Annotated in this window: 29 protein-coding genes; 17 read left to right on the top strand and 12 right to left on the bottom strand. The window is 56.2% G+C overall.

Going from position 1 to position 24,915, the window contains the following annotated elements:
* Positions 1-4: 4 nt before the first annotated feature.
* Together B3511_RS02875 and tisB are read right to left on the bottom strand one after the other, a co-directional pair.
* A complete protein-coding gene (locus tag B3511_RS02875) occupies positions 5-451 on the bottom strand; it encodes a GNAT family N-acetyltransferase (RefSeq protein WP_040077762.1) in 447 nt (148 codons plus the stop codon).
* A 64-nt stretch (positions 452-515) separates the two neighbouring features.
* Complete coding sequence (gene tisB, locus B3511_RS02870) at positions 516-605, bottom strand: type I toxin-antitoxin system toxin TisB (protein WP_040077764.1); 90 nt, start codon at positions 603-605, stop codon at positions 516-518.
* 523 nt (positions 606-1,128) lie between these two features.
* Between tisB and ivbL the strand changes: the two genes are divergently transcribed.
* From ivbL to B3511_RS02830, 8 genes are all read left to right on the top strand, one after another.
* Complete coding sequence (gene ivbL / locus B3511_RS02865; protein WP_088208941.1) at positions 1,129-1,227, top strand: ilvB operon leader peptide IvbL; 99 nt, start codon at positions 1,129-1,131, stop codon at positions 1,225-1,227.
* 114 nt (positions 1,228-1,341) lie between these two features.
* Positions 1,342-3,030 carry an acetolactate synthase large subunit gene (ilvB, locus tag B3511_RS02860; protein ID WP_286775675.1) on the top strand — a complete coding sequence of 563 codons (1,689 nt, stop codon included), beginning with the start codon at positions 1,342-1,344 and terminating at the stop codon, positions 3,028-3,030.
* A gap of 3 nt (positions 3,031-3,033) precedes the next feature.
* Positions 3,034-3,321 carry an acetolactate synthase small subunit gene (ilvN, locus tag B3511_RS02855; protein ID WP_040077766.1) on the top strand — a complete coding sequence of 96 codons (288 nt, stop codon included), beginning with the start codon at positions 3,034-3,036 and terminating at the stop codon, positions 3,319-3,321.
* A 76-nt stretch (positions 3,322-3,397) separates the two neighbouring features.
* Entirely contained in the window at positions 3,398-3,991 is a 594-nt protein-coding gene (gene uhpA / locus B3511_RS02850) for a transcriptional regulator UhpA (RefSeq protein WP_040077767.1), read from the top strand.
* Entirely contained in the window at positions 3,988-5,493 is a 1,506-nt protein-coding gene (gene uhpB, locus B3511_RS02845) for a signal transduction histidine-protein kinase/phosphatase UhpB (RefSeq protein WP_286775674.1), read from the top strand. Before uhpA ends, uhpB begins: the two co-directional genes overlap by 4 nt.
* Positions 5,486-6,796 (top strand): MFS transporter, encoded by a 1,311-nt coding sequence (locus B3511_RS02840; protein WP_286775673.1) that lies wholly within the window; start codon positions 5,486-5,488, stop codon positions 6,794-6,796. Before uhpB ends, B3511_RS02840 begins: the two co-directional genes overlap by 8 nt.
* 142 nt (positions 6,797-6,938) lie before the next feature.
* The gene (gene uhpT, locus B3511_RS02835) at positions 6,939-8,342 is read left to right on the top strand and encodes a hexose-6-phosphate:phosphate antiporter (RefSeq protein ID WP_286775672.1); all 1,404 of its coding nucleotides are present in this window, start codon (positions 6,939-6,941) and stop codon (positions 8,340-8,342) included.
* Between the two features lie 374 nt (positions 8,343-8,716).
* Positions 8,717-9,199 (top strand): Hcp family type VI secretion system effector, encoded by a 483-nt coding sequence (locus B3511_RS02830; protein WP_286775671.1) that lies wholly within the window; start codon positions 8,717-8,719, stop codon positions 9,197-9,199.
* A gap of 24 nt (positions 9,200-9,223) precedes the next feature.
* Here B3511_RS02830 and B3511_RS02825 read toward each other — a convergent pair whose 3' ends face one another.
* Together B3511_RS02825 and B3511_RS02820 are read right to left on the bottom strand one after the other, a co-directional pair.
* The gene (locus B3511_RS02825) at positions 9,224-9,541 is read right to left on the bottom strand and encodes a DUF1493 family protein (protein ID WP_414671870.1); all 318 of its coding nucleotides are present in this window, start codon (positions 9,539-9,541) and stop codon (positions 9,224-9,226) included.
* Entirely contained in the window at positions 9,541-9,993 is a 453-nt protein-coding gene (locus tag B3511_RS02820; RefSeq protein ID WP_286775669.1) for an STM2901 family protein, read from the bottom strand. The genes B3511_RS02825 and B3511_RS02820 overlap by 1 nt, the downstream gene beginning before the upstream one ends.
* A gap of 289 nt (positions 9,994-10,282) precedes the next feature.
* Here B3511_RS02820 and B3511_RS02815 point away from each other — a divergent pair, with 289 nt between their 5' ends.
* From B3511_RS02815 to B3511_RS02800, 4 genes are all read left to right on the top strand, one after another.
* Positions 10,283-10,735 carry a DUF1198 domain-containing protein gene (locus B3511_RS02815; RefSeq protein WP_040077773.1) on the top strand — a complete coding sequence of 151 codons (453 nt, stop codon included), beginning with the start codon at positions 10,283-10,285 and terminating at the stop codon, positions 10,733-10,735.
* Positions 10,736-10,867: 132 nt separating this feature from the next.
* On the top strand, positions 10,868-12,052 hold the full coding sequence (gene nepI / locus B3511_RS02810) for a purine ribonucleoside efflux pump NepI (RefSeq protein ID WP_207292697.1): 1,185 nt from the start codon (positions 10,868-10,870) through the stop codon (positions 12,050-12,052).
* A 56-nt stretch (positions 12,053-12,108) separates the two neighbouring features.
* The gene (locus B3511_RS02805) at positions 12,109-12,384 is read left to right on the top strand and encodes a type II toxin-antitoxin system Phd/YefM family antitoxin (protein ID WP_233803349.1); all 276 of its coding nucleotides are present in this window, start codon (positions 12,109-12,111) and stop codon (positions 12,382-12,384) included.
* On the top strand, positions 12,356-12,622 hold the full coding sequence (locus B3511_RS02800; protein WP_286775668.1) for a Txe/YoeB family addiction module toxin: 267 nt from the start codon (positions 12,356-12,358) through the stop codon (positions 12,620-12,622). The genes B3511_RS02805 and B3511_RS02800 overlap by 29 nt, the downstream gene beginning before the upstream one ends.
* A gap of 183 nt (positions 12,623-12,805) precedes the next feature.
* Here the strand turns inward: B3511_RS02800 and B3511_RS02795 are convergent, their stop codons facing one another.
* The 6 genes from B3511_RS02795 to B3511_RS02770 all read right to left on the bottom strand — a co-directional run bounded on the left by B3511_RS02795 (position 12,806) and on the right by B3511_RS02770 (position 19,124).
* Positions 12,806-13,711: an EamA family transporter gene (locus B3511_RS02795; protein WP_207292700.1), complete on the bottom strand. Its 906-nt coding sequence runs from the start codon at positions 13,709-13,711 to the stop codon at positions 12,806-12,808.
* 526 nt (positions 13,712-14,237) lie between these two features.
* Positions 14,238-15,617 (bottom strand): carbohydrate porin, encoded by a 1,380-nt coding sequence (locus B3511_RS02790; protein WP_046886332.1) that lies wholly within the window; start codon positions 15,615-15,617, stop codon positions 14,238-14,240.
* 139 nt (positions 15,618-15,756) lie between these two features.
* Positions 15,757-16,059 carry a PTS lactose/cellobiose transporter subunit IIA gene (locus tag B3511_RS02785; protein ID WP_040077777.1) on the bottom strand — a complete coding sequence of 101 codons (303 nt, stop codon included), beginning with the start codon at positions 16,057-16,059 and terminating at the stop codon, positions 15,757-15,759.
* 6 nt (positions 16,060-16,065) lie between these two features.
* Positions 16,066-17,454: a glycoside hydrolase family 1 protein gene (locus tag B3511_RS02780; protein ID WP_286775667.1), complete on the bottom strand. Its 1,389-nt coding sequence runs from the start codon at positions 17,452-17,454 to the stop codon at positions 16,066-16,068.
* 17 nt (positions 17,455-17,471) lie between these two features.
* On the bottom strand, positions 17,472-18,797 hold the full coding sequence (locus B3511_RS02775) for a PTS sugar transporter subunit IIC (RefSeq protein ID WP_040077779.1): 1,326 nt from the start codon (positions 18,795-18,797) through the stop codon (positions 17,472-17,474).
* A gap of 12 nt (positions 18,798-18,809) precedes the next feature.
* Positions 18,810-19,124, bottom strand: coding sequence for a PTS sugar transporter subunit IIB (locus tag B3511_RS02770; RefSeq protein WP_040077780.1), 315 nt, complete (start codon positions 19,122-19,124; stop codon positions 18,810-18,812).
* A 292-nt stretch (positions 19,125-19,416) separates the two neighbouring features.
* Here B3511_RS02770 and B3511_RS02765 point away from each other — a divergent pair, with 292 nt between their 5' ends.
* Positions 19,417-20,370, top strand: coding sequence for a LacI family DNA-binding transcriptional regulator (locus tag B3511_RS02765; RefSeq protein WP_040077783.1), 954 nt, complete (start codon positions 19,417-19,419; stop codon positions 20,368-20,370).
* Between the two features lie 27 nt (positions 20,371-20,397).
* Here B3511_RS02765 and B3511_RS02760 read toward each other — a convergent pair whose 3' ends face one another.
* Positions 20,398-20,694 (bottom strand): YicS family protein, encoded by a 297-nt coding sequence (locus B3511_RS02760; protein WP_040077784.1) that lies wholly within the window; start codon positions 20,692-20,694, stop codon positions 20,398-20,400.
* 221 nt (positions 20,695-20,915) lie between these two features.
* Between B3511_RS02760 and B3511_RS02755 the strand changes: the two genes are divergently transcribed.
* Complete coding sequence (locus tag B3511_RS02755) at positions 20,916-21,332, top strand: GNAT family N-acetyltransferase (protein ID WP_286775666.1); 417 nt, start codon at positions 20,916-20,918, stop codon at positions 21,330-21,332.
* On the opposite strand, the gene B3511_RS02750 is transcribed toward B3511_RS02755, so the two are convergent.
* On the bottom strand, positions 21,329-21,976 hold the full coding sequence (locus B3511_RS02750) for a TetR/AcrR family transcriptional regulator (protein WP_040077788.1): 648 nt from the start codon (positions 21,974-21,976) through the stop codon (positions 21,329-21,331). The genes B3511_RS02755 and B3511_RS02750 overlap by 4 nt on opposite strands.
* A gap of 78 nt (positions 21,977-22,054) precedes the next feature.
* On the opposite strand from B3511_RS02750, the gene B3511_RS02745 reads away from it, so the two are divergent.
* The 3 genes from B3511_RS02745 (at position 22,055) to nlpA (ending at position 24,692) form a co-directional block, all read left to right on the top strand.
* A complete protein-coding gene (locus B3511_RS02745; RefSeq protein ID WP_040077789.1) occupies positions 22,055-23,542 on the top strand; it encodes an MDR family MFS transporter in 1,488 nt (495 codons plus the stop codon).
* 93 nt (positions 23,543-23,635) lie between these two features.
* A complete protein-coding gene (locus B3511_RS02740; protein WP_412098722.1) occupies positions 23,636-23,773 on the top strand; it encodes a hypothetical protein in 138 nt (45 codons plus the stop codon).
* Between the two features lie 118 nt (positions 23,774-23,891).
* Positions 23,892-24,692 (top strand): lipoprotein NlpA, encoded by an 801-nt coding sequence (gene nlpA / locus B3511_RS02735; protein ID WP_414671868.1) that lies wholly within the window; start codon positions 23,892-23,894, stop codon positions 24,690-24,692.
* The last annotated feature ends 223 nt before the right edge of the window (positions 24,693-24,915 follow it).

The raw sequence follows: 24,915 nt of genomic DNA, 5'->3' as shown, positions 1-24,915 counted from the left end.
GCGGTTATACCGCACAGAAAAGGCGGTGCGTCACCCGGGGTTCGTCGCAGACCAGCGTAAAACCAGCCCGATGATAAAATCCGTACGCGGTGTCCGGTGCATGGGTATTCAGAAAATCAAACCAGATGCTGGCATCGGCCATTACGACGGTTAAAAGCTGCTTCCCGATGCCCAGCCCCCGGCACTTCTCGCTGACGTAAAGGTGGCGAATACGCCCCGCACGGGGCTGCTGGCTAAAGGGATCGCGGTTTAAGCCGCACACGCCCACCAGCTTGCCGTTTAGAAACGCCCCCAGCAGCTTTTCGCCCGGCGCGTTAAAGCGATTCTCACCCCGCTGCCAGTTCTCTTCCAGCCTGCGCAGCATATTGAAACGTAGCGCAATACTCTCTGCCTTCAGGGCGATATACCCCGGTTCGTCCGGGGTGACAGGCTCAATTAACAGACGCGACATAGCATTCCCTCGTTATTAAAGAGGGGCGGTTTCCCGCCCCTCTCAGGTGCGACTTGAACCTGAATTACCGAGTGTATTTCAGGACAGCATCAAGCAGTTGCAGTGCTGCAACAATGAGTTTGAGGATAAGTACAACCATATCCACTACGCTCATACGCGTCTCCTTTTGGTAAAAAGGAGCACGATGCTGGCGTACCTTTCCGCCGCCTGTTACCAGCACCTGGATTGACGTAACACAGTGTGCTCACTTCAGGGGGTTAAGGCACTGACGGCACCACCCGTTTCAGCCAGGACGTCGTTGCGCCGGTAGAACTGCGGCCCCCTCGCTCACTGCGAACAGACTCAGTATAGATAAATACTGTATGTATGAACAGTATTTTATAGACAAAAATCAGAAGGCGGTCCATACTCAAAAACGTCAAAATCCGTGCCAGAAATTGCGCGTTCGTCTTCGATCGCGTATACTTTTGCCGTTGACGTAACACAGTGTGTTCTGCGGAAACCAACCGCAAAACCCTGATAAAAACCTCGCTTAGGCGGGGTTTTTTGTTTTCACTGCGCAACAAACGAAACGTGATCCCTGACGCATTTTTATGCGGATATCTATTTTTCCATTGTCACGCCTTAAAACCTGTGGTTGTATAAATTCTATCAATGATTCCAAACACAGGTTCCTCATGACTCCATCCCTGTTTACCGCGACCCTACTAAAAACTGCGCAACCCGCCGCAGTGGTCGTCGTGCGTGTGGTGGTCGTCGTCGGCAATGCGCCGTAGGGACTGGATCAACACACGAATCCAAAACCCCGCCGGCGCAAACCGGGCGGGGTTTTTCGTTTTAGCGACCCTCTCCCGGAAAGTCGGCTCAGATCAGAATAAAAGGACTGGAGCATGGCAAGTTCGGGCACAACATCCAACAAGACGCGTTTTACGGGCGCGCAGTTAATCGTTCATTTACTGGAACGGCAGGGCATCACCACGGTAGCGGGTATCCCTGGCGGCACGGTACTCCCGCTGTATGATGCGTTAAGCCAGAGCAGCAAAATCCGCCACGTGCTGGCACGCCACGAACAGGGCGCGGGTTTTATCGCCCAGGGCATGGCGCGTACCCAGGGTAAACCGGCGGTCTGTATGGCCTGTAGCGGCCCGGGGGCCACTAACCTGGTCACCGCTATCGCCGATGCGCGTCTCGACTCTATCCCCCTGATCTGCATTACTGGCCAGGTCCCCTCGTCCATGATCGGCACCGACGCCTTTCAGGAAGTAGATACCTACGGCATCTCTATCCCCATCACCAAACATAACTACTTAGTTCGCGACATCGCCGAGCTTCCGCAGGTTATCAGCGATGCGTTCCGCATTGCGCAGTCCGGCCGCCCAGGCCCGGTGTGGATAGACATTCCTAAGGATGTCCAGACCGCAGAGATCGACATCGATGTCCTGCCAGAGCCGGGCGATCGCGCCCCTGCGCCAGAATTCAGCGCAGAGAGCGTGCGTGATGCCGCAGCCATGATTAACGCCGCCAAACGCCCGGTACTCTATCTGGGCGGCGGGGTGATCAACGCGCCGGAGGCGGTGCGCGAGCTGGCCGAAAAGGCGCAATTACCCACCACCATGACGCTGATGGCGCTGGGGATGTTGCCAAAAGCGCACCCGCTGTCGCTGGGCATGCTGGGGATGCACGGCGCGCGCAGCACCAACTACATCCTGCAAGAGGCGGATTTACTGATTGTGCTCGGGGCCCGTTTTGATGACCGGGCGATTGGTAAAACCGAGCAGTTCTGCCCGAACGCGAAAATCATTCACGTGGATATCGACCGCGCCGAGCTGGGTAAAATTAAGCAGCCGCACGTGGCCATTCAGGGGGATGTGGGCGAAGTGCTGGCCCAACTGACGCCGCAAATTGAGGCGGCCCCGCGTGCGGAGTGGCACCAGCTGGTGGCCGATTTAAAACAGGAGTTCCCGGGTGCCATCCCAACCGGGGGCGATCCGCTGAGCCACTATGGCCTGATCAACGCCGTGGCCGCCTGCGTGGACGACAGCGCCATTATCACCACCGACGTGGGCCAGCATCAGATGTGGACTGCGCAAGCCTATCCATTGAACCGTCCCCGTCAGTGGCTCACCTCTGGCGGCCTGGGCACCATGGGCTTTGGCCTGCCTGCGGCGGTGGGGGCGGCGCTGGCCAACCCGGATCGCAAAGTGATCTGCTTCTCCGGCGATGGCAGCCTGATGATGAATATTCAGGAGATGGCGACCGCGGCGGAAAACCAATTAGACGTGAAAATTATTCTGATGAATAACGAAGCGCTGGGGCTGGTACACCAACAGCAGAGTCTGTTTTACAAGCAGGGCGTCTTTGCGGCGACCTATCCAGGGATGATTAATTTTATGCAGATTGCCGCCGGGTTTGGTCTGCACACTTGCGATTTGAATGCCGAAGCCGATGCGCATGCCGCCCTGCAGGCGGCGATTTCCCGCCCTGGCCCGGCGCTGATCCACGTGCGTATCGACGCGCAACAAAAAGTCTATCCGATGGTCCCACCCGGTGCGGCCAATACAGAAATGGTGGGGGAATAAGCCATGCAGAAACAACACGACAACGTCATTCTCGAACTTACCGTCCGCAACCACCCGGGGGTGATGACCCACGTCTGCGGGCTGTTTGCCCGCCGCGCATTCAACGTGGAAGGCATTCTTTGTTTGCCAATTCTGGGCAGTGAACACAGCCGCATCTGGCTACTTGTCAACGATGACCAGCGCCTGGAGCAGATGATGGCGCAGATTGATAAACTGGAAGATGTGACCAAAGTGGTGCGTAACCAGTCCGATCCCACCATGTTTAACAAAATTGCGGTCTTCTTCGAATAAATCGCTCATTGCTTGAACGCCCGCGCGCTTATCGTTAAGGTAAGCGCGTTTTTTTATCCGCCCGCCAGGAACGCACATGACCACCATTGCCCTCATCGACGACCATCTTATCGTCCGCTCCGGCTTCGCCCAGTTGCTGAGTCTGGAGGCCGATTTCCAGGTTGTCGCGGAATTTGGCTCTGGCCGTGAGGCGCTGGCAGGCCTGCCGGGGCGCGGGGTGCAGGTCTGTATCTGCGATATCTCCATGCCGGATCTCTCCGGTCTTGAACTGTTAAGCCAGCTGCCGAAAGGGATGGCGACCATCATGCTGTCGGTTCACGACAGCCCGGCGCTGGTGGAGCAGGCGCTTAACGCGGGGGCGCGTGGGTTCCTCTCAAAACGCTGTAGTCCGGACGAACTGATTGCCGCCGTACGCACCGTTGCCACCGGCGGCTGTTATTTAACCCCGGATATCGCCGTCAAGCTGGCGACCGGACGCCAGGATCCGCTCACAAAGCGTGAACGTCAGGTGGCAGAGAAACTCGCCCAGGGAATGTCGGTTAAAGAAATTGCCGCTGAATTGGATCTATCGCCAAAGACCGTGCACGTTCATCGGGCAAACCTGATGGAAAAACTGGGCGTCAGTAACGACGTTGAACTGGCCCGGCGTATGTTTGATAACTGGCAATGAACCCGGTGTTTTCGCGGCTGATCGCCGTCGTTGCCAGCTTTTTTATCTTCTCCGCCGCCTGGTTCTGCCTGTGGAGTATTAGTCTGCATCTGGTTGAACGCCCCGAACTGGCAGTGCTGCTGTTCCCGTTCGGCCTGCGGCTTGGACTGATGCTGCAATGCCCGCGCGGCTACTGGCCGGTGCTGCTGGGCGCGGAGTGGCTGATGCTGTTCTGGCTGGCGCAGGAAGTGGCGCTGGCCCATCTGCCATTATTGATGATCGGGAGTGTGCTGACGCTTCTTCCGGTCACGCTGATCTCGCGCTATCGCCATCAGCGGGACTGGCGCACGCTGCTGTGGCAAGGCACGGCGCTGATGGCCGCCGCGCTGTTACAGTCATTGCCGTGGCTCGGCGAGCAAGAGATGCTGAACGCCCTGCTGTTGACCCTCACCGGCGGCCTGACGCTGGCCCCCACCTGTCTGGTTATCTGGCATTACCTCACCAGCACCGTCTGGCAGCCGCTCGGCCCGGCGCTGGTCTCCCAGCCGGTAAACTGGCGCGCCCGGCATCTTATCTGGTATCTGCTGCTGTTTGTTCTGAGCCTGTGGCTGCAGCTTGGCCTGCCCGCCGAGCTTTCCCGCTTTACGCCGTTTTGTCTGGCGCTGCCGATTATCGCCCTCGCCTGGCACTATGGCTGGCAGGGCGCGCTGATCGCGACCCTGATGAACGCCATCGCGCTGATCGCCAGCCAGACATGGCACGATCACCCCGTTGATTTGCTGCTCTCGCTGCTGGCCCAAAGCCTGACCGGGCTGCTGCTGGGGGCGGGTATCCAGCGCTTGCGCGAACTGAATCAGTCCCTGCAAACCGAGCTGGCGCGCAACCGGCTCCTGGCAGAGCGTCTGCTGGAGACCGAAGAGAGCGTGCGCCAGGAAGTGGCCCGCGAGCTGCACGATGACATCGGCCAGACCATCACCGCTATCCGCACCCAGGCGGGCATTGTCCAGCGTCTGGCGGCGGAAAACGCAGGCGTGAAGCAGGGCGGGGCGCATATCGAGCAGTTGTCGCTGGGGGTGTACGATTCCGTGCGCCGCCTGCTCGGCAGACTGCGCCCGCGCCAGCTCGACGACCTTTCGCTTGAGCAGGCGGTGCGCTCCCTGATGCGCGAAATGGAGCTGGAAAGCCGGGGCATCGTCAGCCATCTCGACTGGAATATTGATGAACGGACGCTGAGCGAAGGCCAGCGCGTCACGCTGTTCCGCGTCTGCCAGGAGGGGCTAAACAACGTGGTGAAACACGCCAACGCCAGCGCGGTCACGCTGCAGGGCTGGCAGCAGGAAGACCGCCTGATGTTGATTATTGAAGACGATGGCTGCGGCCTGCCGCCGGGCTCCGGCCAGCAGGGCTTTGGCCTGGCGGGGATGCGCGAGCGCGTCGTGGCGCTGGGCGGCACCCTGACCCTCTCCTGCACGCACGGCACACGCGTCAGCGCCAGTTTGCCGCTACGGAGTCACCATGTTTAACACCCCCGCCAATGCCGCGCCCGTCGGCAACCAGGCCGACATCGACGCCCGGTACCGCTACTGGCGGCGCCATATCCTGATCACTCTCTGGCTCGGCTATGCGCTGTTTTACTTCACCCGCAAAAGCTTTAACGCCGCCGCGCCGGAAATCCTCGCCAGCGGTGTGATGACCCGCACCGATATCGGCCTGCTGGCGACGCTGTTTTACATCAGCTACGGCCTGTCGAAGTTCTTCTCCGGTATCGTCAGCGACCGCTCTAACGCCCGCTACTTCATGGGCACGGGGCTGATCGCCACCGGCGTGGTGAACATCCTGTTCGGCTTCTCTACCTCCCTGTGGGCGTTTGCCCTGCTGTGGGCCCTGAACGCCTTTTTCCAGGGCTGGGGGGCACCGGTGTGCGCCCGCCTGCTCACCACCTGGTACTCACGCAATGAGCGCGGCGGCTGGTGGGCAATCTGGAACACGGCGCATAACGTCGGCGGGGCGCTGATCCCCATCGTGGTGGGCGCGGCGGCGCTGCACTACGGCTGGCGTGCGGGAATGATGATTGCGGGCGGGCTTGCCATCCTCGCCGGGCTGTTCCTCTGCTGGCGCCTGCGCGATAAGCCCCAGACCGTCGGGCTTCCCCCCGTTGGCGACTGGCGGCATGACGAGATGGAGATCGCCCAGCAGCAGGAGGGGGCGGGGCTGACGCACAAAGCGATTCTGACGAAATATGTGCTGAAAAATCCCTACATCTGGCTGTTATCGCTGTGCTACGTGCTGGTGTATGTGGTGCGCGCGGCGATCAACGACTGGGGCAACCTGTACATGTCCGAGACGCTCGGCGTCGATCTGGTCACCGCCAACTCGGCGGTCACCATGTTCGAGCTGGGCGGATTTATCGGCGCGCTGGTGGCGGGCTGGGGATCGGACAAACTGTTTAATGGCAACCGCGGACCGATGAACCTGATTTTCGCCGCCGGCATTTTGCTCTCCGTTGGCTCGCTGTGGCTGATGCCTTTTGCCAGCTATGTGATGCAGGCGGCGTGCTTCTTCACCATCGGGTTCTTCGTCTTTGGCCCACAGATGCTGATCGGCATGGCGGCGGCAGAGTGCTCGCACAAAGAGGCGGCAGGTGCGGCGACGGGCTTCGTCGGACTCTTTGCCTACCTCGGCGCATCGCTCTCTGGCTGGCCGCTGGCATGGGTGATCGACCTCTGGCACTGGAGCGGCTTCTTCGCGGTGATCGCCATCGCGGCGGGGATCTCTGCTCTGTTGTTGCTGCCGTTTTTGCACGCGCAGGCTCCGCGCGAAGCGTGACGCGCCTCACCTTTTGGCGCCGAGTGGCGCAAAACTAAGAAATTTTCCCGGTTTCACCTGGACGCTGTCTCAGGCGTCGCGCCCGGCTGATTTTTACAATGCCTGCCATTCGCAGGTATAAAAATCAGCTCAGGAGCAAACCATGCTGGCCTTCCTTAACCAGGTGCGCAAGCCGACCCTGGATCTGCCGCTCGATGTGCGGCGCAAAATGTGGTTCAAACCCTTCATGCAGTCTTACCTGGTGGTCTTTATCGGCTACCTGACCATGTATCTGATCCGCAAGAACTTTAACATCGCGCAGAACGACATGATCTCAACCTACGGGCTGAGCATGACGCAGCTGGGGATGATTGGCCTGGGCTTCTCCATCACCTACGGCGTGGGGAAAACGCTGGTGTCGTACTACGCGGACGGCAAAAACACCAAGCAGTTCCTGCCGTTTATGCTGATCCTCTCCGCCATCTGTATGCTTGGCTTCAGCGCCAGCATGGGTTCAGGCTCCGTCAGCCTGTTCATGATGATCGCCTTTTACGCCCTGAGCGGCTTCTTCCAGAGCACCGGTGGGTCGTGCAGCTACTCGACCATCACCAAATGGACCCCGCGCCGCAAGCGTGGCTCGTACCTCGGCATGTGGAACATCTCCCACAACCTTGGCGGAGCGGGCGCGGCAGGCGTGGCGCTGTTCGGCGCTAACTATCTGTTCGACGGTCACGTCATCGGTATGTTTATCTTCCCGTCGATTATCGCCCTGATCGTCGGCTTTATCGGCCTGCGCTTCGGCAGCGACTCCCCGGAATCCTACGGCCTCGGCAAAGCCGAAGAGCTGTTCGGTGAGGAGATCAGCGAAGAGGATAAAGAGACCGAAGAAAACGAGATGACCAAATGGCAGATCTTTGTTGAGTACGTGCTGAAAAACAAGGTGATCTGGCTGCTCTGCTTCTCGAACATCTTCCTGTACGTGGTGCGTATCGGTATCGACCAGTGGTCAACCGTATACGCCTTCCAGGAGCTGAAACTCTCGAAAGAAGTGGCAATTCAGGGCTTTACCCTGTTTGAAGTGGGTGCGCTGGTCGGCACGCTGCTGTGGGGCTGGCTCTCTGACCTCGCCAATGGGCGTCGTGCGCTGGTGGCCTGCGTTGCGCTGGCGTTGATTATCGCCACGCTCGGCGTATACCAGCACGCCAGCAACCAGTACGTGTACCTCGCCTCCCTGTTCGCGCTCGGCTTCCTGGTGTTTGGTCCGCAGCTGTTGATTGGCGTGGCGGCGGTCGGTTTTGTGCCGAAAAAAGCGATCGGCGCCGCCGATGGGATTAAGGGCACCTTCGCTTACCTGATCGGCGACAGCTTCGCCAAGCTCGGTCTGGGGATGATCGCCGACGGCACACCGGTCTTTGGCCTCACCGGCTGGGCAGGCACCTTCGCCGCGCTGGACGCCGCCGCCATCGGCTGTATCGTCCTGATGGCGATGGTCGCGGTGCTGGAAGAACGTAAGATCCGCCGTGAGAATCGTGCGCAGAAACAGAAACAGAAATTGAAAGCAGCCTGAGTGTGCAGGTGACCTCTTTGCCCGGTGTGATGCCGGGCTTTTTTTCCTTCCCGCTCCCCCTCAGAAAAAAGATTACGGCTCAATTTTTACTCCACCCGCAGCCTGTCGCCAGAGGACCGGTTGTAATACGGTTTTTTCTGAAGCCTTCGTAACTTTACTTATTGATATGGTTAAAAAATGCCTGGTTAATATCTCAAAAAGAGATCGACCAGACGTAAACATGACCTGGCTTGAACTTTAATAGCCGCACAGGGCATACGCTGGGGGAGATAGGCGCCCTAAAAAAAGAACAGGAATGAAGTTTTCAAGCCAACCACTAGCCAGAACGCAACCCGGTGTTTGACTATTACAACTTGCTCAAGGAAAAAATTAACATGGCCATACCCGCTTACTTATGGCTTAAGGACGACGGTGGAGCATTAATCAAAGGCGGAGTTGATGTTCAGCACAAAGAATGCAGTATTGAGGTAAAAGGATTCCATCATAACCTCATGATCCCAACAGATAACGCCACCGGCAAAATAACCGGTACGCGCATCCATTCACCTATGTTGATCATTAAAGATTTTGATTGCTCAAGCCCATACCTCTATAAAGCGGTAGCGACAGGGCAGAGCCTGGTCTCTGCTGAGATAAAATGGTACAGGATTAACTACTCCGGCCAGGAAGAAGAGTACTTTAATATGCTGCTCGAAGGTGTCAGGGTCGTTTCTATCTCACCCGCGATGGCACCAGGCGATAACCCTAACGAAAACCATATGGAAACGGTTGAACTACGTTACGAGAAAATTACCTGGAAGCATAACGACGGGAACATCATCTTTAGCGATGCCTGGAACGAGCGCCAGTCAGTGTAAAAAACCTAAGGGGCAAGCAGCCCCTTAATCATATAACCAGCGCCCGGACTTGGCAGACTCAATAATCATTTCAAGCGTTAGCGGCTTATACTGGCGATCCCGAAACTTTTTTCTAAGTCCAAACTGGAACCAAAACAGCTCTGGCTCAAAATAGTTGTCCAGCACAAAGTTGCTGTACTCAATCCCATAACGATTGAAAAGATCAAGCAGCATGTCCTCAAGATCTTCAGGAACGAGGTTGAAATGTTCCTGGAAGGTCCATTCCTTCTGGGCGGGACGTTTCAGTTCACTGTAGTTATTAGTGATGTAATCTAAAAATTCTTGATCATCAGGCAATAACATTAGAAGTACGTCCATTCGATCCGATCTTTCGGTCGGGCTATCAGGTTGTACTTGTTTCTGGTTTCTTGGGCCACAAGGGCAAATACAATGACTGCCTGGGCATAGCCGACGAACGGAACAGCTCGTCCAACTACTGCCCCAACCTTATTTGTTTGTCTTGTTATACCCATACCGATAGTGGTCTCCACCCTCATACCTCCAGGGAAGCGGACTCCCTTTAATATGCGACGTGCTAGTTTGGAGGCAACACTTGTACGCGAGCCTGACGCACCTAACACCTTACGCTTGGGTATTAGAGGCTGACCTGCAAGGATTGTTGCAGCAGTCTCTACCGTTACGCCCAGATGGTTCGCCAGACCCTCAGCGAATATCAGCAAAAATAGCTCTTGTGGAGTTACATTTGAATTCCCGTGATAGAAATACGTTCCACCTGATTCCTCTATTGTATCCATAGCACCATCCTTAGTTCTGTTTAAGCAAGGTTATAACCGTGATTAATATAAGGATAATGAGGAGGTAATAATTTTTTGAAATTAAGAAAAGTGCCCGCAAACAGTATATTTATCGAGTATGAGGTCGTGATATCGGCACGCTTTCAGGAGACGCTGCTGAAAGGGCTGAAGCGCAGCGATCCACTTTCAGAATGATTTTCCAACAGTTTTCACTGCACTAATAGCGATTTGCGAGCTGTCGAGGCCATGAGTTTCCCGCTATGATAAGCGACTATTCGTAGGAGAACTCATGATCTGGATAATGCTGGCGACCCTCATAGTCGTGTTTGTCATAGGATTTCGTATCCTGACCTCCGATTCTCGCCGCGCCATCAAACGTTTAAGTGAACGTCTGGGCATTTCGCTGGTGACGGTCGAGTCGATGATCGACCAGTTTGGTAAAACGTCCGGAAATGAGTTTATCCGCTACCTCGAGCGCCCGGACGAGGCGCATCTGCAAAACGCGGCCCAGGTGCTGTTGATCTGGCAGGTGTGTATTGTTGATGGCAGTGAACAAAATCTGCTCAGCTGGCACCGCCTGCTGCGTAAAGCCCGTCTCGCCGCACCGCTCACCGATGCGCAGATCCGCCTGGCCCTTGGCTTTATGCGCGAAATGGACCCCGATCCGCAGGAGCTGAACGCCTTCCAGCTGCGCTATAACCAACTTTTCCTGCCGGAAGAGGGTGTGTTTTATCTTCACTGAGGCCTTGCAGGCCGGGGCCAGCACCACCTCATCCGGCAAACCCCGGCAAAAGTTGTCGAAACGTTAAATTCGTCACACTTTTGATGATAAACTGCGCGACTTTTCCGCACATTTTTATCTTCAGGTGACGTCATGACAGAACATATTCAGCCCGCTCCCCACGCTAAAGAGGTCGCCCGGCCCAACTGGTCGGCGGTTTTCTCGGTGGCGTTCTGCGTGGCCTGCCTGATTACCGTTGAGTTTCTGCCGGTCAGCCTGCTGACGCCGATGGCGCAGGATCTGGGTATTTCGGAAGGTGTGGCGGGGCAGTCCGTTACCGTCACCGCCTTTGTGGCGATGTTCGCCAGCCTCTTTATTACCCAGGCGATTGGCACCATCGACCGCCGCAAAGTGGTCATTCTCTTCAGCGTGCTGCTGACGGCATCCTGCCTGCTGGTCTCCTTCGCCAATAGTTTTAGCCTGCTTTTGCTCGGGCGCGCCTGTCTGGGGTTAGGGCTCGGCGGCTTCTGGGCGATGTCCGCTTCGCTCACCATGCGCCTGGTGCCCGCCCGCACGGTGCCTAAAGCGCTGTCGGTGATTTTCGGCGCGGTCTCCATCGCGCTGGTGATTGCCGCGCCGCTGGGCAGTTTTCTCGGCGGGATCATCGGCTGGCGTAACGTCTTTAACGCCGCGGCGGTGATGGGTCTGCTCTGCATTGTCTGGGTATGGAAAGCGCTGCCGTCGCTGCCGGGTGAAGCGGCGCATCACAAACAGAACATGTTTACGCTGTTGAAACGTCCGGGCGTGCTGGCGGGGATGACCGCTATCTTTATGGCCTTCGCCGGGCAGTTTGCCTTCTTCACCTACATCCGCCCGGTGTTTATGACCATGGCCGGCTTTGACGTGGATGGCCTGACGCTGGTGCTGCTGAGCTTCGGTATCGCCAGCTTTGTCGGCACCTCGCTGTCGGCGCAGTTCCTGAAACGCTCCCTCAAGGTGGCGCTGGCCGGTGCGCCGCTGGTGCTGGCGATCAGCGCCGCCGTGCTGATTCTGTGGGGCAGCGACAAGTGGGTCGCCTCGGCGATCGCCATTATCTGGGGCTTCGCCTTTGCGCTGGTGCCGGTAGGCTGGTCGACGTGGATCACCCGCTCGCTGGCCGATCAGGCGGAAAAAGCAGGGTCGATTCAGGTAGCGGTGATCCAGCTGGCGAACACCTGCGGCGCGGCGGTGGGCGGGGTGGCGCTCGACCATCTGGGGCTGACCTCACCGCTGGTGATTTCCGGTACGCTGATGCTGATGACGGCGCTGCTGGTGGCAGCGAAGGTGAGGGCGCGTTGATTGATAAATAGTCACTCCGGCGATATACTTGTACCGTAACTTGTACAGGAGGGAATATGCAGGTTGTGACCTTTACTGAAGCACGAAGCCGACTCAAAGATGTGTTGGACGACGTGAATGACAATGTGGAGACGACAATCATCAGCCGCCGCAACGGCGGGGATGCGGTTGTTATGTCTCTTCAGCACTACAACTCGATGATGGAAACGATCCATTTGATGAGTTCGCCTGCTAATGCCAGCCGACTGATGGAGTCAATCGCACAGGCAAACACGGGTAAAACCACGCAGAGGGATCTGATTGATGACCAGGCTACTGATTTGGACAGATAACGGCTGGGACGATTATCTGTGGTGGCAAGAGCAGGATAAGAAAACGCTTTGCAGAATCAACAAGCTGATTGAAGATGCGAAGCGCCAGCCTTTCAAAGGACTGGGAAAGCCTGAACCGCTCAAAGGGAATCTTTCTGGTTACTGGTCCCGCCGGATAAACGATACTGACCGACTGGTTTACGGCGTGTCGGATAGCGCACTCACTATTTTGATGTGCCGCTATCACTATCATGTGTAATTCAGGTTAATGCCTGAACCCGTCTTCTCGAATTTATCGACGGCGTTGCTGGTGGCAGTGAAGGTGAGGGCGATGTTGTAAATTACCCCTCACCCCGGCCCTCTCCCCATAGGGACGAGGGTGAAAAGATCGCACCGGGCAATCCCCTCGCCCCTTTGGGGAGAGGGTTAGGGTGAGGGGATATCAGGCTGATGTCTGAACCCGCCTTCTGGAATCCATCGAAATCAGCACCACCGACGAGACAATCAGCAGCGTGCCCAGCCAGTCCGGCAGGGTGAAGGCCACGCCCAGTAGGATCACCGACAGCAATGCACTACTCAGCGGTTCGGCGCAGCTCAGGATGCTCGCCTTTGGCCCGCCGATCATCTGTGCCCCTTTCAGATACAGGCTGAACGTCAGCGCCGTACCGATCACCACCAGATAGAAGAACGCCAGCAGCAGGCTACCGTCGAACGCAAAGGTGGTGCCGCGTCCCGCGTAGAACGGCGTCAGCACCAGTCCCGCAATCAACATGCTCCAGCCGACGATCGGCAGCGTACCGTAGCGGGCGATCAGCGTTGACGGGTAGGTGGTATAAAACGCCGCAGCAAAGGCCGAGGCGATGCCGAAGAACAGCGCGGCAGGCGAGATTGAGAGCGACGTCGGGTCGCCGTGCGTCACCAGCAGGAAGGTGCCGACAAGCGACGTGAATATCGCGGATAGCACAAACAGGCCGGGGCGCTTTTTCCGCGCCAGCGCGAACCATGCCACGATAATGGTTGGTGACAGGAACTGCAGCACGGTGGCGGTGGCAGCGTTGGATTTTTCAATCGTCAGCAGGAAGGTGAGCTGCACGGTGAGCGCGCCGACCAGCGAGAAAAATAGCAGGCTGATGGCGTCCTTACGGTTTTTGATGACCGAGAAAATTTTGTCGCCGTGAACGAAGGAGAGCGTCAGCAGGATCACCCCGGTAAACAGCAGGCGAACCATGGTCAGATAAGGTGAAGAGATGTGGCTTTTCTCCATGATGTACTGCGCGCAAACGCCTGAACTTCCCCATAAAACGGCGGCGATCAGGACGTTGAGCATCCCTTTACGTGTGGAACCCATGTTCTCCCCTGGTATGTTGGTTTTTTTGTAGCATAACATGAGGATTGGTGGGTTTGGTGCGGTCTGATGCCCTCACCCCGGCCCTCTCCCACAGGGAGAGGGGGCAAAGACTAAAAACGGCAACTGGCGTTGCCGTTTTGCATTTACCTTGTGCGGTCTGATGCCCTCACCCCAGCCCTCTCCCACGGGGAGAGGGGGCAAAGACTAAAAACGGCAACATGGCGTTGCCGTTTTGCATTTACCTTGTGCGGTCTGGTGCCCTCACCCCGCCCCTCTCCCACGGGGAGAGGGGGCAAAGACTAAAAACGGCAACTGGCGTTGCCGTTTTGCGTTTACCTTGTGCGGTCTGGTGCCCTCACCCCGGCCCTCTCCCACAGGGAGAGGGGGCAAAGACTAAAAACGGCAACATGGCGTTGCCGTTTTGCGTTTACCTTGTGCGGTCTGATGCCCTCACCCCGGCCCTCTCCCACGGGGAGAGGGGGCAAAGACTAAAAACGGCAACTGTCGTTGCCGTTTTGCATTTACTTTAGAACCAGGCTTCCCACATGGCGCCGACGTTGAAATCGTCAAGCGTCTCGTCCTGGGTGCCGTTCACGCGGGCGGTACGTTCGTTATCCACCTTGCCGCCGGTGACGTAGAAGCGCAGCATCGGACGGAACTCTGGGCCCATGGCGATAGACATGTTCTGCGACAGGGTCAGTTTCCAGCCTTTGTTATCGCCGCCGTTGTCGTAATCAACGTGCTGCCAGCCCGCTTCCAGCCAGGTCGAGTGGACGTCGTTCCACCAGTGCATTGGGCGAACAATGGCGTTGTAGTTCTTGCGGTTATCGGTGCCGTCGCGGCTATTATCATAGTCGTGGAAGGCGAGGATGTACTCCACCTGGGTGGCCTGGGTGAATTTATGCAGCCCTTCGAAGCTGGCGTAGACCGTGGTCAGATCCTCGGTCTTGTTGAAGACGCTGTTATCCGAGTTATCAGAGTAACGGGCAATCACTTTGTTCACGCCGCTGTCGTTGGTGTGGCTCAGCACCACGCCACCCTGCCAGGCCTTCAGACGCTCTTCACTGTCGATCGCTTTCGAGTCAAAGCCGTAGTTCGCATACAGCTCCAGGTCGATCGGGCCGAGCTTCATGCCGTGGATTTTAGAGGTTGCCGCGTAGTTACCTTTGTCGCCCGTGCCGGAACCGCCGGTACAGGTGATGCGCGATGGGTTCGCTTCGTCTTCCATCACTTCCGGGCTACAGGACTCCACGGCCGCCACGGTCGCCACGTCAAACTGCACGCCGCCAATGTCGAAGTTCTTCACCCCGGCGCCCTGGCCATCGTGGTTCATCCAGAAGTAGTCGTTGATACCCTGCTGCGGACGCTGGTGGAAGTCACGACCGGCCCAGAAGTAGGCGTTCGGGTTGGACGCCATAATGTTGGTGACGCCCGCATAGGCTTTTTTCAGGTTAACTTCGTCGCCCCAGTGGTCGATCATCACGTTGATGTCCCAGATGGCGCCGTTATCGCCTTTAAAGGCTTTGGAGAGCTGGAATTCACCGCCGTTGCCTTCGTTACCCAGACGACCAATCGCCGACGCACCGTTATAGGAGCCATCCACCGCTACGTATTTTTGATCGGCGGCCTGGAAATGGGCGCCATAGCGGGCATAACCGGTAAATTTAACCCCGAACGGGATAGCCATATCCGGCGACTGCGCCGCACTTTGCGGCTCGGTGACCACGTCGGCTTTTTTTGCCACCGCAGCATCCATTTTTGCCTGACGTTCTGCCAGGGCTTTATCCACCGCTTTGGCCACAATGGCGTCGATTTGCTCTTGAGTGAACTCCTGTGCGAGTACAGAAATTGGGCAAAGCGCGGCGATAACCGCCATTGTTAATGGAAGTTTTTTAATTGTGTTCATGGTTATCTCAATATAGTTTAATTTTATTCAGACAATAACCATCCCGCTCCGATCTGACAGAATATGTCGCTATCATCAGAACAAGTGGATTTCTATTATTAGGTACAGAGGTATTACATTACCGTTTTTTCGCCATAGATTATCTCTGATATAAATGAATAATTTCTTCGGATAATTCACGCGCCAGTAGCGAGTTCATTAAATGATCCTGGGCATGCACCATAATTAACGTCATCGGCTGACGGGCTTCGCCTGCATCCTGCTCAATGAGTTTGGTCTGCATATGGTGCGCCTGGCGCGCGTAGCCATCGGCTTCGCGCAGTAGGCTTTTGGCTTCATCAATATCGCCATTACGTGCGGCGTGCAGCGCTTCAAAGCACAGACTGCGCGACTGACCGGCGTTAACGATAATTTCCATTACGGCTTCTTCTAATGCGATCATGAGTGATTACTCTTTTTCAAAACCATTATTCAGAGAGGTAGCGGCAAACCACTCTCCACTTTTCTTTATCGTGCGTTGCTGCGTCGTTAAATCCAGCTGAATAAAGCCGTAGCGGTTTTTATACGCATTGCACCATGACCAGTTATCGATAAATGTCCACATATGGTAGCCAAGGCAGTTTGCCCCTTCGCTAATGCCTTTATGCAGCCATTTAAGGTGTTCGGAAATAAACTCGATACGATACTGGTCGTTTATTTGTCCGGCTTCGATAAATCGTTGCTCGTTTTCTACGCCCATGCCGTTTTCAGAAATAAAGCAGCGCGGGTTGTCATAATTATCACGCAGATTAACGAGAATATCGTAAATACCCGGTTCATAGATTTCCCAACCGCGATACGGGTTCATCTTCCGACCGGGCATTTCGTAGTTATCAAAGAACCACTCCGGCATAAACGGCGCCTGAGGGTTCACCGCACTGTCACGACACTTCACGCGACGCGGTTGATAGTAGTTAATGCCCAGCAGATCGATACGCCCGTCGGCAATCAGGTTGCTGTCCTCAGGCTGGCAGGCAGGCAGCTGATCGTAAGACTTCAGCAGCGCCACCAGGTCGGCCGGATATTTCCCGCGCAGCACCGGGTCGAGGAAGCTCCGGTTAAACATCAGGTCGGCAATATGCGCCGCTTTCACATCCGCCGGATGCTGTGAACGGGGATATGACGGGGTCAGGTTGAGTACGATCCCAATCTCACCGGCATGGTTTCCGGCGCGGAAGGCGCGCACCGCGTGGGCGTGGGCCAGCACGGTGTGATACGCCACGGTCGCCGCACGACGGAAATCCACCACGTTGGGATAGTGGAAATCGTACAGATAGCCCCCTTCAACCGGCACAATCGGCTCATTGAAGGTAAACCAGTGCAACACCCGGTCGCCAAACAGTTTGAAACAGGTCTGCGCATAGCGGCCATAGGCGGCCACCACATCGCGGTTCTCCCAGCCGCCAATCTCCTGCATCGCCATCGGCATGTCGAAGTGGAACAGGCAGATAAACGGCGTGATGCCCTGCTCAATCAGTTCATCGATCACCTGATTGTAAAACGTGACCGCCTCAGGATTCACTTCACCGATGCCATCAGGGATCAAACGCGCCCAGCTAATCGAGGTGCGAAAGCTGTTGTGGTTCAGCGTTTTCAGCAGCTGAATATCCGCTTTCCAGTTCTGGTAAAAGGTCGATGTCTGTTGCGGCCCTATCCCCTGATGGAAACGGTTTGGTTGCTGGCTAAACCAGTGATCCCAGGTGGTCAATCCCTTGCCGCCGCCCTGGCTCTCCCCTTCGGTTTGCAGCGCGGAGCTTGCGCTACCCCACCAAAAGTTCTCGGGAAATGAGTAGTTCATAATGCTTCCTCTTTAACTTAGTTACTGGCCGGCTCAGCGCCTACAACAGCCGCCTGGGCTTTTTGCTCTTCGTTTTTCACCAACGTACGCTCATAAGCGCGCAGGAAAGGCAGGTACATCAGCGCCGACATCACCATGCACACCACGCACATCACCACCGGGCTCAATGCCCAGTTGGCCGCCCATGAGGCGCCAATCGGTGCCGGCGTGGTCCATGGGGTTAACGACACCACCTGCGCCAGCCAGCCGAGCTTAGTGGCACCGTAGGCCAGACACGCATTCACCAGCGGCACAAACACGAACGGGATAAACAGCATCGGGTTCATGATGATCGGCGCACCGAACAGGATCGGTTCGTTGATGTTAAAGAAGCTTGGTACCACGCCCATTTTGCCAATGGTACGCAGATGGGTGACGCGGCTGCGCAGCAGCAGGAACGCCAGCGGAAGGGTAGAACCGACGCCGCCAATCAGCAGATAGTGATCCCAGAAGCCCTGCAGGTATACGTGCGGCAGGGCAGCCCCTGCGGCCAGCGCGGCCTGGTTTGCAGAGAGGTTTGCCATCCAGAACGGGTTCATGATGCCGGTCACAATCAGCGAGCCGTGGATGCCCGCGAACCAGAAGATCTGGCACAGCAGCACAGAGAGCAGAATGGCAGGCAAGGAGTCAGACGCCGAAACCAGCGGCTCCAGCAGGTGCATAATCGCCTGGGGAATGATCATGCCGGTCTGCGCTTCAATGAACAGGTTCAGCGGGTGCAGCGTACCGATCACCACCATCACCGGGATCAGGATCTCAAACGAACGGGCCACCCCGGTCGGCACCTCTTTTGGCAGGCGGATGGTGACGTTGTTCTGCTTCAGCCACGCATAGACGCGGGTGGAGTAGATGGCGGTGATCAGCGCGGTGAAAATCCCCTGGCCCGACAGATACTGGGTGGAGATTTTGCCATCGGCATAGGGAGCAGCCACCAGCAAGAATGCCATAAACGCCAGCAGGCCAGACATCACCGGGTCGAGGTTAAACTGACGACCCAGGCTCGCGCCGATACCCACCGAGATAAAGAAAGTCATTACGCCCATACTGAGGTTGAAGGGCAGCATCAGCTGTTCGCGGTAGGTCTGGGAGAAATCCAGCCAGCCGCGGGCAAAGCTGTTGGTGGTGTCCGCTGAGAACGGCGGGAAGATAAACACCAGCATAAACGAGCCGATGATCATGAACGGCAGCGCGGCGGTAAAGCCGTCGCGGATGGCAATCACATACTTCTGCTGGCCAAGCTTCGCCGCCAGCGGGGTAATGGACTGCTCAATGACGGCAACCATAGACTGATATAACGAACTCATGAGAACACCTTCTTAGTGTGCCGCTTCAATGAGCGACAGAGCGTAATCCAGCACCTTATCACCACGCTGCATGCCGTAGTCCATCATATCGATGGCCTGCACCGGAATGCCTTGCGTAGCAGCCTTGTCTGACAGCGTCTTTATCATGTATTTCACTTGTGGTCCGAGAAGTACCACCTGGTATTGCGGAAACTGCGTATCAAATTCGGCCACGCCGTACGCATCAATCTTCACCGGCAGACCTCGCTCATCCGCCGCTTCAACCATTTTCCTGACCAGCAGGCTGGTGGACATTCCGGCAGAACAACACAGCATTATCTTGAACATCGACGACCATCCTCTAAATGTAAAAAGTTATTGCGGGTCTGATTGGACATCATGCGGAAACCGGTTTCCATTTATAAAAGACAGAAGTGTGACAGCTATCAATATCCGTTACTTATGGCGCTAATTATCACGATCGGTGTCACACTATTTGGCGTGTTTTGCATCAAAATGAGTGGAAACGGAAAATCGGTTTCCATAGAAAACGGAAACGGATATACTTCTTTTTGGCTAAAATGTGAGCCAATGCGGTAATGGAATTTGCAGGGCGGGGCCGTCCTGTCAGGGGAGAAAGATGTCTACAATCAACGATGTATCACGTCTGGCCGGGGTGTCCAAAGCCACGGTATCACGGGTGTTGAGCGGGTCGCGCGGTGTAAAGGAAGCCAGCCGTCAGGCCGTTTTGAAAGCGGTGGATGAGCTGAACTATCGACCCAATGTGATTGCGCAGTCGCTGCTGAGCCAGTCAACCGGCTGCATCGGCGTGATCTGTGCGCAGGATAATATCAACCAGAGCACCGGTTACCTGTACGCGCTGGAAAAACAGCTTAGTCAGCATCAAAAGCATCTGCTGTTGCGTTTTGCCAACACCAAAGCCGAGGTGATGAACGCGCTTGAAGAGCTTTCGTGTGGGTTGTGCGACGACATTCTCATCATTGGCGCGCGTTTTCCGCTGAGTGTCGATCAGGAAAATGTCATTCTGGTGGACTGCATGCAGGCGGCGGATAACGTCAACAGCATTCAGTTCGATCACGCGTTCGCCGCAGAAACCGCCTGTAATTTCCTCACCAGCCAGGGGCGCCGCCAGATAGCGCTGATCCATCCGCAGGGTAGCGGCTTTGCCGATCAGGTGCTGCTGGGCTACAAACACGCGCTGGAGAAAAACTTCCTGCCCTTTAATCGCAACCTGGTCTTTATGGAGGCCACCTCGTCATCCGTGGCGTTGCAGGAGTTGCTGAATAATGCGAGCACGCTGAACTTCAACGCCTTACTGGTTGCTGATGAGCAAGAGGCGCAGCGGGTGATACCGCAACTGCAGGCGTTTAACAAGTCCGTACCGGGTGACATCATGGTCTTCAGTCTGGCCGGCTCCCTGCATTTACCGGGTATCCCAACCATTCCGGCGATTGAATACTCGATGGATGCGATGGCTGCACGCATTGTGAGCTGGCTGAACGAAAAAACCCAGATGCTGGAATCCTGGGTTCTGCGGGGCGATTTAATTATTCCTGAAATACGTAAACGCTAATCAGCAAGCGTGAAGCCCGCTTCACGCTTAATAATCCTCCATGCAGTCCATGCGGCTGACGGCGTCCCAGTAGGCCTCCTGGTTGTTACGATCTACCGCCAGCATGGCGTTGCGCATCAAGAGCTTATTCGCCTCTGAAGACATAATCATCGCCTGCCACTCCGAGTCAGACTGTTTACGCTGCGGGGCGCAGGCTTTTTTCACATCTTTCAAAATCAGCTGTTTTTTCTGTTCGAGTTTGGCGGGATCGTCGTTGTCTTGCGCATGGGCGAAGGCGGCAAAAAGCAGACAGACTATCAGGCAAAACAGGTGTGCTGACTTCATGTTGACCTCCGGTTGATAACCACGGCATTCCATTTGAAATATATCGTTACATTCGCCGATGCGATCCAGGTGGAAAGTATGAATTTGCGCATTCCGGCGACTAAACGTTAAAAGCGTAGCCGCACTTTTTGCCAAATTCTTGGGCGCCAACAAAAATTTATTGTCTCCTTTCTGCCGTTGCGCGAACTTAGGGTAACGATAAAAAAATGAGGGAAAACAGGATGCAGCTAGACATTGTCGATAACATCACCGCCGACGATCAGGAAGCGTTATTAACCGGGCTGCGCGCCTATAACGAGCAGTTTGTCGATACCCGCACCTGGGGCGATCTGGCGGTCTTTGCCCGCGATGACGACGGTACCCTCATCGGCGGGGTTATTGGGCGTCGCAAAGGGGAGTGGCTGGATATCAGCTATGTGTGGGTGAGCAGCGCGGTGCGTGGCAGTGGTGTAGGCAGCCAGATCATGCTGGCCGCCGAAGAAGAGGCGAAGCGCAAAGGGTGCCTGAATGCGCTGGTGGATACCGTCAGTTTCCAGGCGCGGCCCTTCTACGAAAAGCTGGGCTATCAACTCCAGATGACGTTGCCCGATTTCCCGAACCAGGGGATGCAGCGCCACTATCTGACCAAAGCGCTTTAAGCGCCAATGCCCTGGCCCATCACCGCTAAGGCGTGGCGCACAATCTGTGCAGACGAGAGAGCGCTTAGCCTCTCGTCATTACGCCTTCTCGCGAAGGGCACCAGCACCAGGCTTAGCAGCGTGGTAAACAGCAGCTCCGGAGCCAGCTCGCGGTTCAGTTTCCCCTCCTGCTGCCAGCGCTTCAGCGTGGCAAGCGTCACGGAGTAGTTATCTTCACCCACCCGATTTCGCAAATGGGCGCGTAAAACCGGCATTTCACCGATCACCTCCTGCATCCACAGCGGCGCAAACCAGTGATGCTGCCCGGCGAGGCTCGCCAGCGTTTGGACCATCAGGGTCAGGGAAGCCACCGGATCGTCGGGATGGGCGCTAAAGGTGGCGGCGATGGTGCTGCGCAGCGGCAGAAAACGCTCCTCAATCATCGCATCCAGCAGCTGTTCGCGTGAGTTAAAATAGTAATGCAGCATCGCGGGCGTTACGCCCGCCTCTTTGGCGATGGCGTTTAGAGAGGTGTTGGCGATCCCCTGACGAGAAAAGAGATCCAGCGCAATGTCCAGCAACTGCTCGCGGCTGGTGGTGGCGCGTTTGCCCCCGCGGGGACGACCGGGGCGGCGCGGTTCAGAATTATCTTTATGTGCTGACATGCTGGAGCGATCCCTTGACCGTATTCATAACTTCATTGAATATTAATTATCTCATTAATTAATTTCAAGCGGTCTCTTATGATGCCTGACGCGCAAAAGCCCCCTTCGATAAAGCTCTTGTTCAGCGCGCTACTGCTGGTGATGCTGCTGTCTGCCCTCGATCAGACCATCGTCTCCACGGCGCTACCCACTATCGTGGGTGAGCTGGGCGGGCTGGATAAACTCTCCTGGGTTGTGACGGCCTACATTCTGAGCTCCACCATCGTGGTGCCGCTGTATGGCAAGTTCGGCGATCTGTTTGGCCGAAAAATTGTACTGCAGATTGCGATTGTGCTCTTCCTGCTGGGCTCGGCCCTGTGCGGACTGGCGCAAAACATGACGCAACTGGTGCTGATGCGTGCCCTGCAGGGGCTGGGCGGCGGCGGACTGATGGTGATCAGCATGGCGGCGGTGGCCGATGTGATCCCGCCTGCCGAGCGCGGCCGCTATCAGGGGCTCTTCGGCGGCGTATTTGGGCTGGCAACGGTGATTGGGCCGCTGATCGGCGGGTTTATCGTGCAGCATGCCTCGTGGCGCTGGATCTTCTACATTAATCTGCCGCTGGGGCTGTTTGCCCTGCTGGTGATCGGCGCGGTGTTCCACAGCAATACCAAACGAAACAAACATGAAATCGACTATCTCGGGGCGATTTACCTCAGCATGGCGCTGCTCTGTATCATCCTCTTCACCAGCGAAGGGGGGACGGTACGCCCCTGGAGCGATCCGCAGCTGTGGTGCATTCTGGCCTTTGGCCTGACGGGGATTGCCGGATTTATCTATGAAGAGCGTCTGGCCTGGGAGCCGATTATCCCGCTCTCGCTCTTTCGCGATCGCAGCTTCCTGCTGTGTAGCCTGATTGGCTTCATCATCGGGATGTCGCTGTTCGGTTCAGTGACCTTCCTGCCGCTGTATCTGCAAATTGTGAAAGAGGCCACGCCAACCCAGGCCGGATTACAGCTGATCCCGCTGATGGGCGGTCTGCTGCTGACCTCCATCATCAGCGGGCGCATTATCAGCCGTACCGGCAAGTACCGCCTGTTCCCGATCCTCGGTACCCTGCTAGGGGTGATCGGCATGGCGCTGCTCACGCGGATCACCATCGACTCCCCCACCTGGCAGCTGTATCTCTTCACCGGCGTGCTGGGGATGGGTCTGGGGCTGGTGATGCAGGTGTTGGTGCTGGCGGTGCAGAACAGCGTCTCGTCCAGCCAGTACGGTGTGGCGACGTCGGGTGTCACCTTGTTCCGCTCCATCGGCGGGGCGATTGGCGTGGCGCTGTTTGGCGCGGTATTTACCCATCAACTGCAATCAGGGCTGATGGCACGCATCCCCGAAGGCAGTGAACTGCCGCGAGGGCTGGATCCTGACGCTATCCACCATCTGCCGGATGCCCTCAGGGCGGACTATCTGGATGCCTTTGGCTCCGCCATTCACGCGGTATTTATCATGGCGGCAGGGATTATGGTGCTGGCGTTTGTGCTGTCATGGTTCTTGCGCGAAGCGCCGTTACGCAAAAGTCAGGCGTAAGCGAGCGCAAAAAAAATGGTCGTCCATTTTTCGGTTGTGAGCACAGAGGTGAAAACGCCACTCTGGACTCACTGCTCACAACCGGAGAGACCCATGAACTTTACGACCCTGGATACGCCGGGCAGCCTGTTTCAGCAGGCCGTCTGGCAAGGGATTGCCCGCGTCGGCTACGGTGAGACATCGCATTACCAGGCGCTGGCGTCGCCCGCAAAGCGTGGCTGCTTGCCATGAGAAAAAGCATCGCTGAGCGGCATATATCTTTTTCTTCTGTTTGATTCCTTTTCGTTTTTTAGCCTGCCGCTGGGTTACCGATATAGTCGGGTAAACATTTATCAAAAGGAACCGGCTGGTGAAACGTCGATTGGGTGCACTTCTTCTTGCGGGCCTGCTGCTGGCGGGCTGCGATCAGGGCAGCAGTAATGCTAAACACATTAAAGTCGGCGTGATTAACGGCGCCGAGCAGGAAGTGGCAGAGGTCGCCAAAAAAGTGGCGAAAGAGAAATACGGCCTGGATGTGGAGCTGGTCGGCTTTAGCGGCTCGCTGCTGCCGAACGATGCAACTGACCACGGCGAGCTGGATGCCAACGTCTTCCAGCATCGTCCGTTCCTTGCGGAAGATAATAAAGCGCACGGTTATAAGCTGGTGGCGGTGGGAAATACCTTTGTCTTCCCGATGGCAGGCTATTCCCGCAAGATCACATCGGTGGCTGAACTGAAAGATGGCGCCACCATCGCGATTCCCAACGACCCAACCAACCTCGGGCGTGCCCTGTTGCTGCTGCAAAAAGAGAAGCTGATTACCCTTAAACCGGACATCGGCCTGCTGCCCACCGCGCTGGACATCACGGCTAACCCGAAGAAGCTGAACATCATGGAGCTGGAAGGGGCGCAACTGCCGCGCGTGCTGGATGATCCAAAAGTCGATGTGGCCATTATCAGCACCACCTATCTGCAACAAACCGGGCTGTCGCCGGTGCATGATGGGATATTTATTGAAGATAAAAACTCGCCCTATGTGAATATCGTGGTCGCACGGGAAGACAATAAAGACGCCGAGAACGTCAAAGCGTTTATTCACGCTTACCAGTCGCCGGAGGTGGCGAAAGCGGCGGAGAAGATCTTTAATGGCGGCGCAGTGCCCGGCTGGTAATCACGTGAATAACCCGCTGCTGAATTTAGCGGGTGTTAGCATGACTAAAGTATCAATAAAGCGAATCTGAATAATTCAGGAGGGTGATTTTACTCTCCTCCTGAAAATACGTTATTGAGTAAGAACGAACTGAGGATATATTAAATATCCTTCTCGCTAATCTTATTAAAACCTGACGTAATTCACATAATTAATTTTAGTCGGTGACATAAGTTAAATTTTA

It is taken from the genome of Leclercia sp. UBA1284 (assembly GCF_002308415.1).
Classification (GTDB): domain Bacteria; phylum Pseudomonadota; class Gammaproteobacteria; order Enterobacterales; family Enterobacteriaceae; genus Enterobacter; species Enterobacter pneumoniae.
Note: the sequence above shows the minus strand (reverse complement) of the source record. Positions and strands in the feature narration are given on the sequence as shown.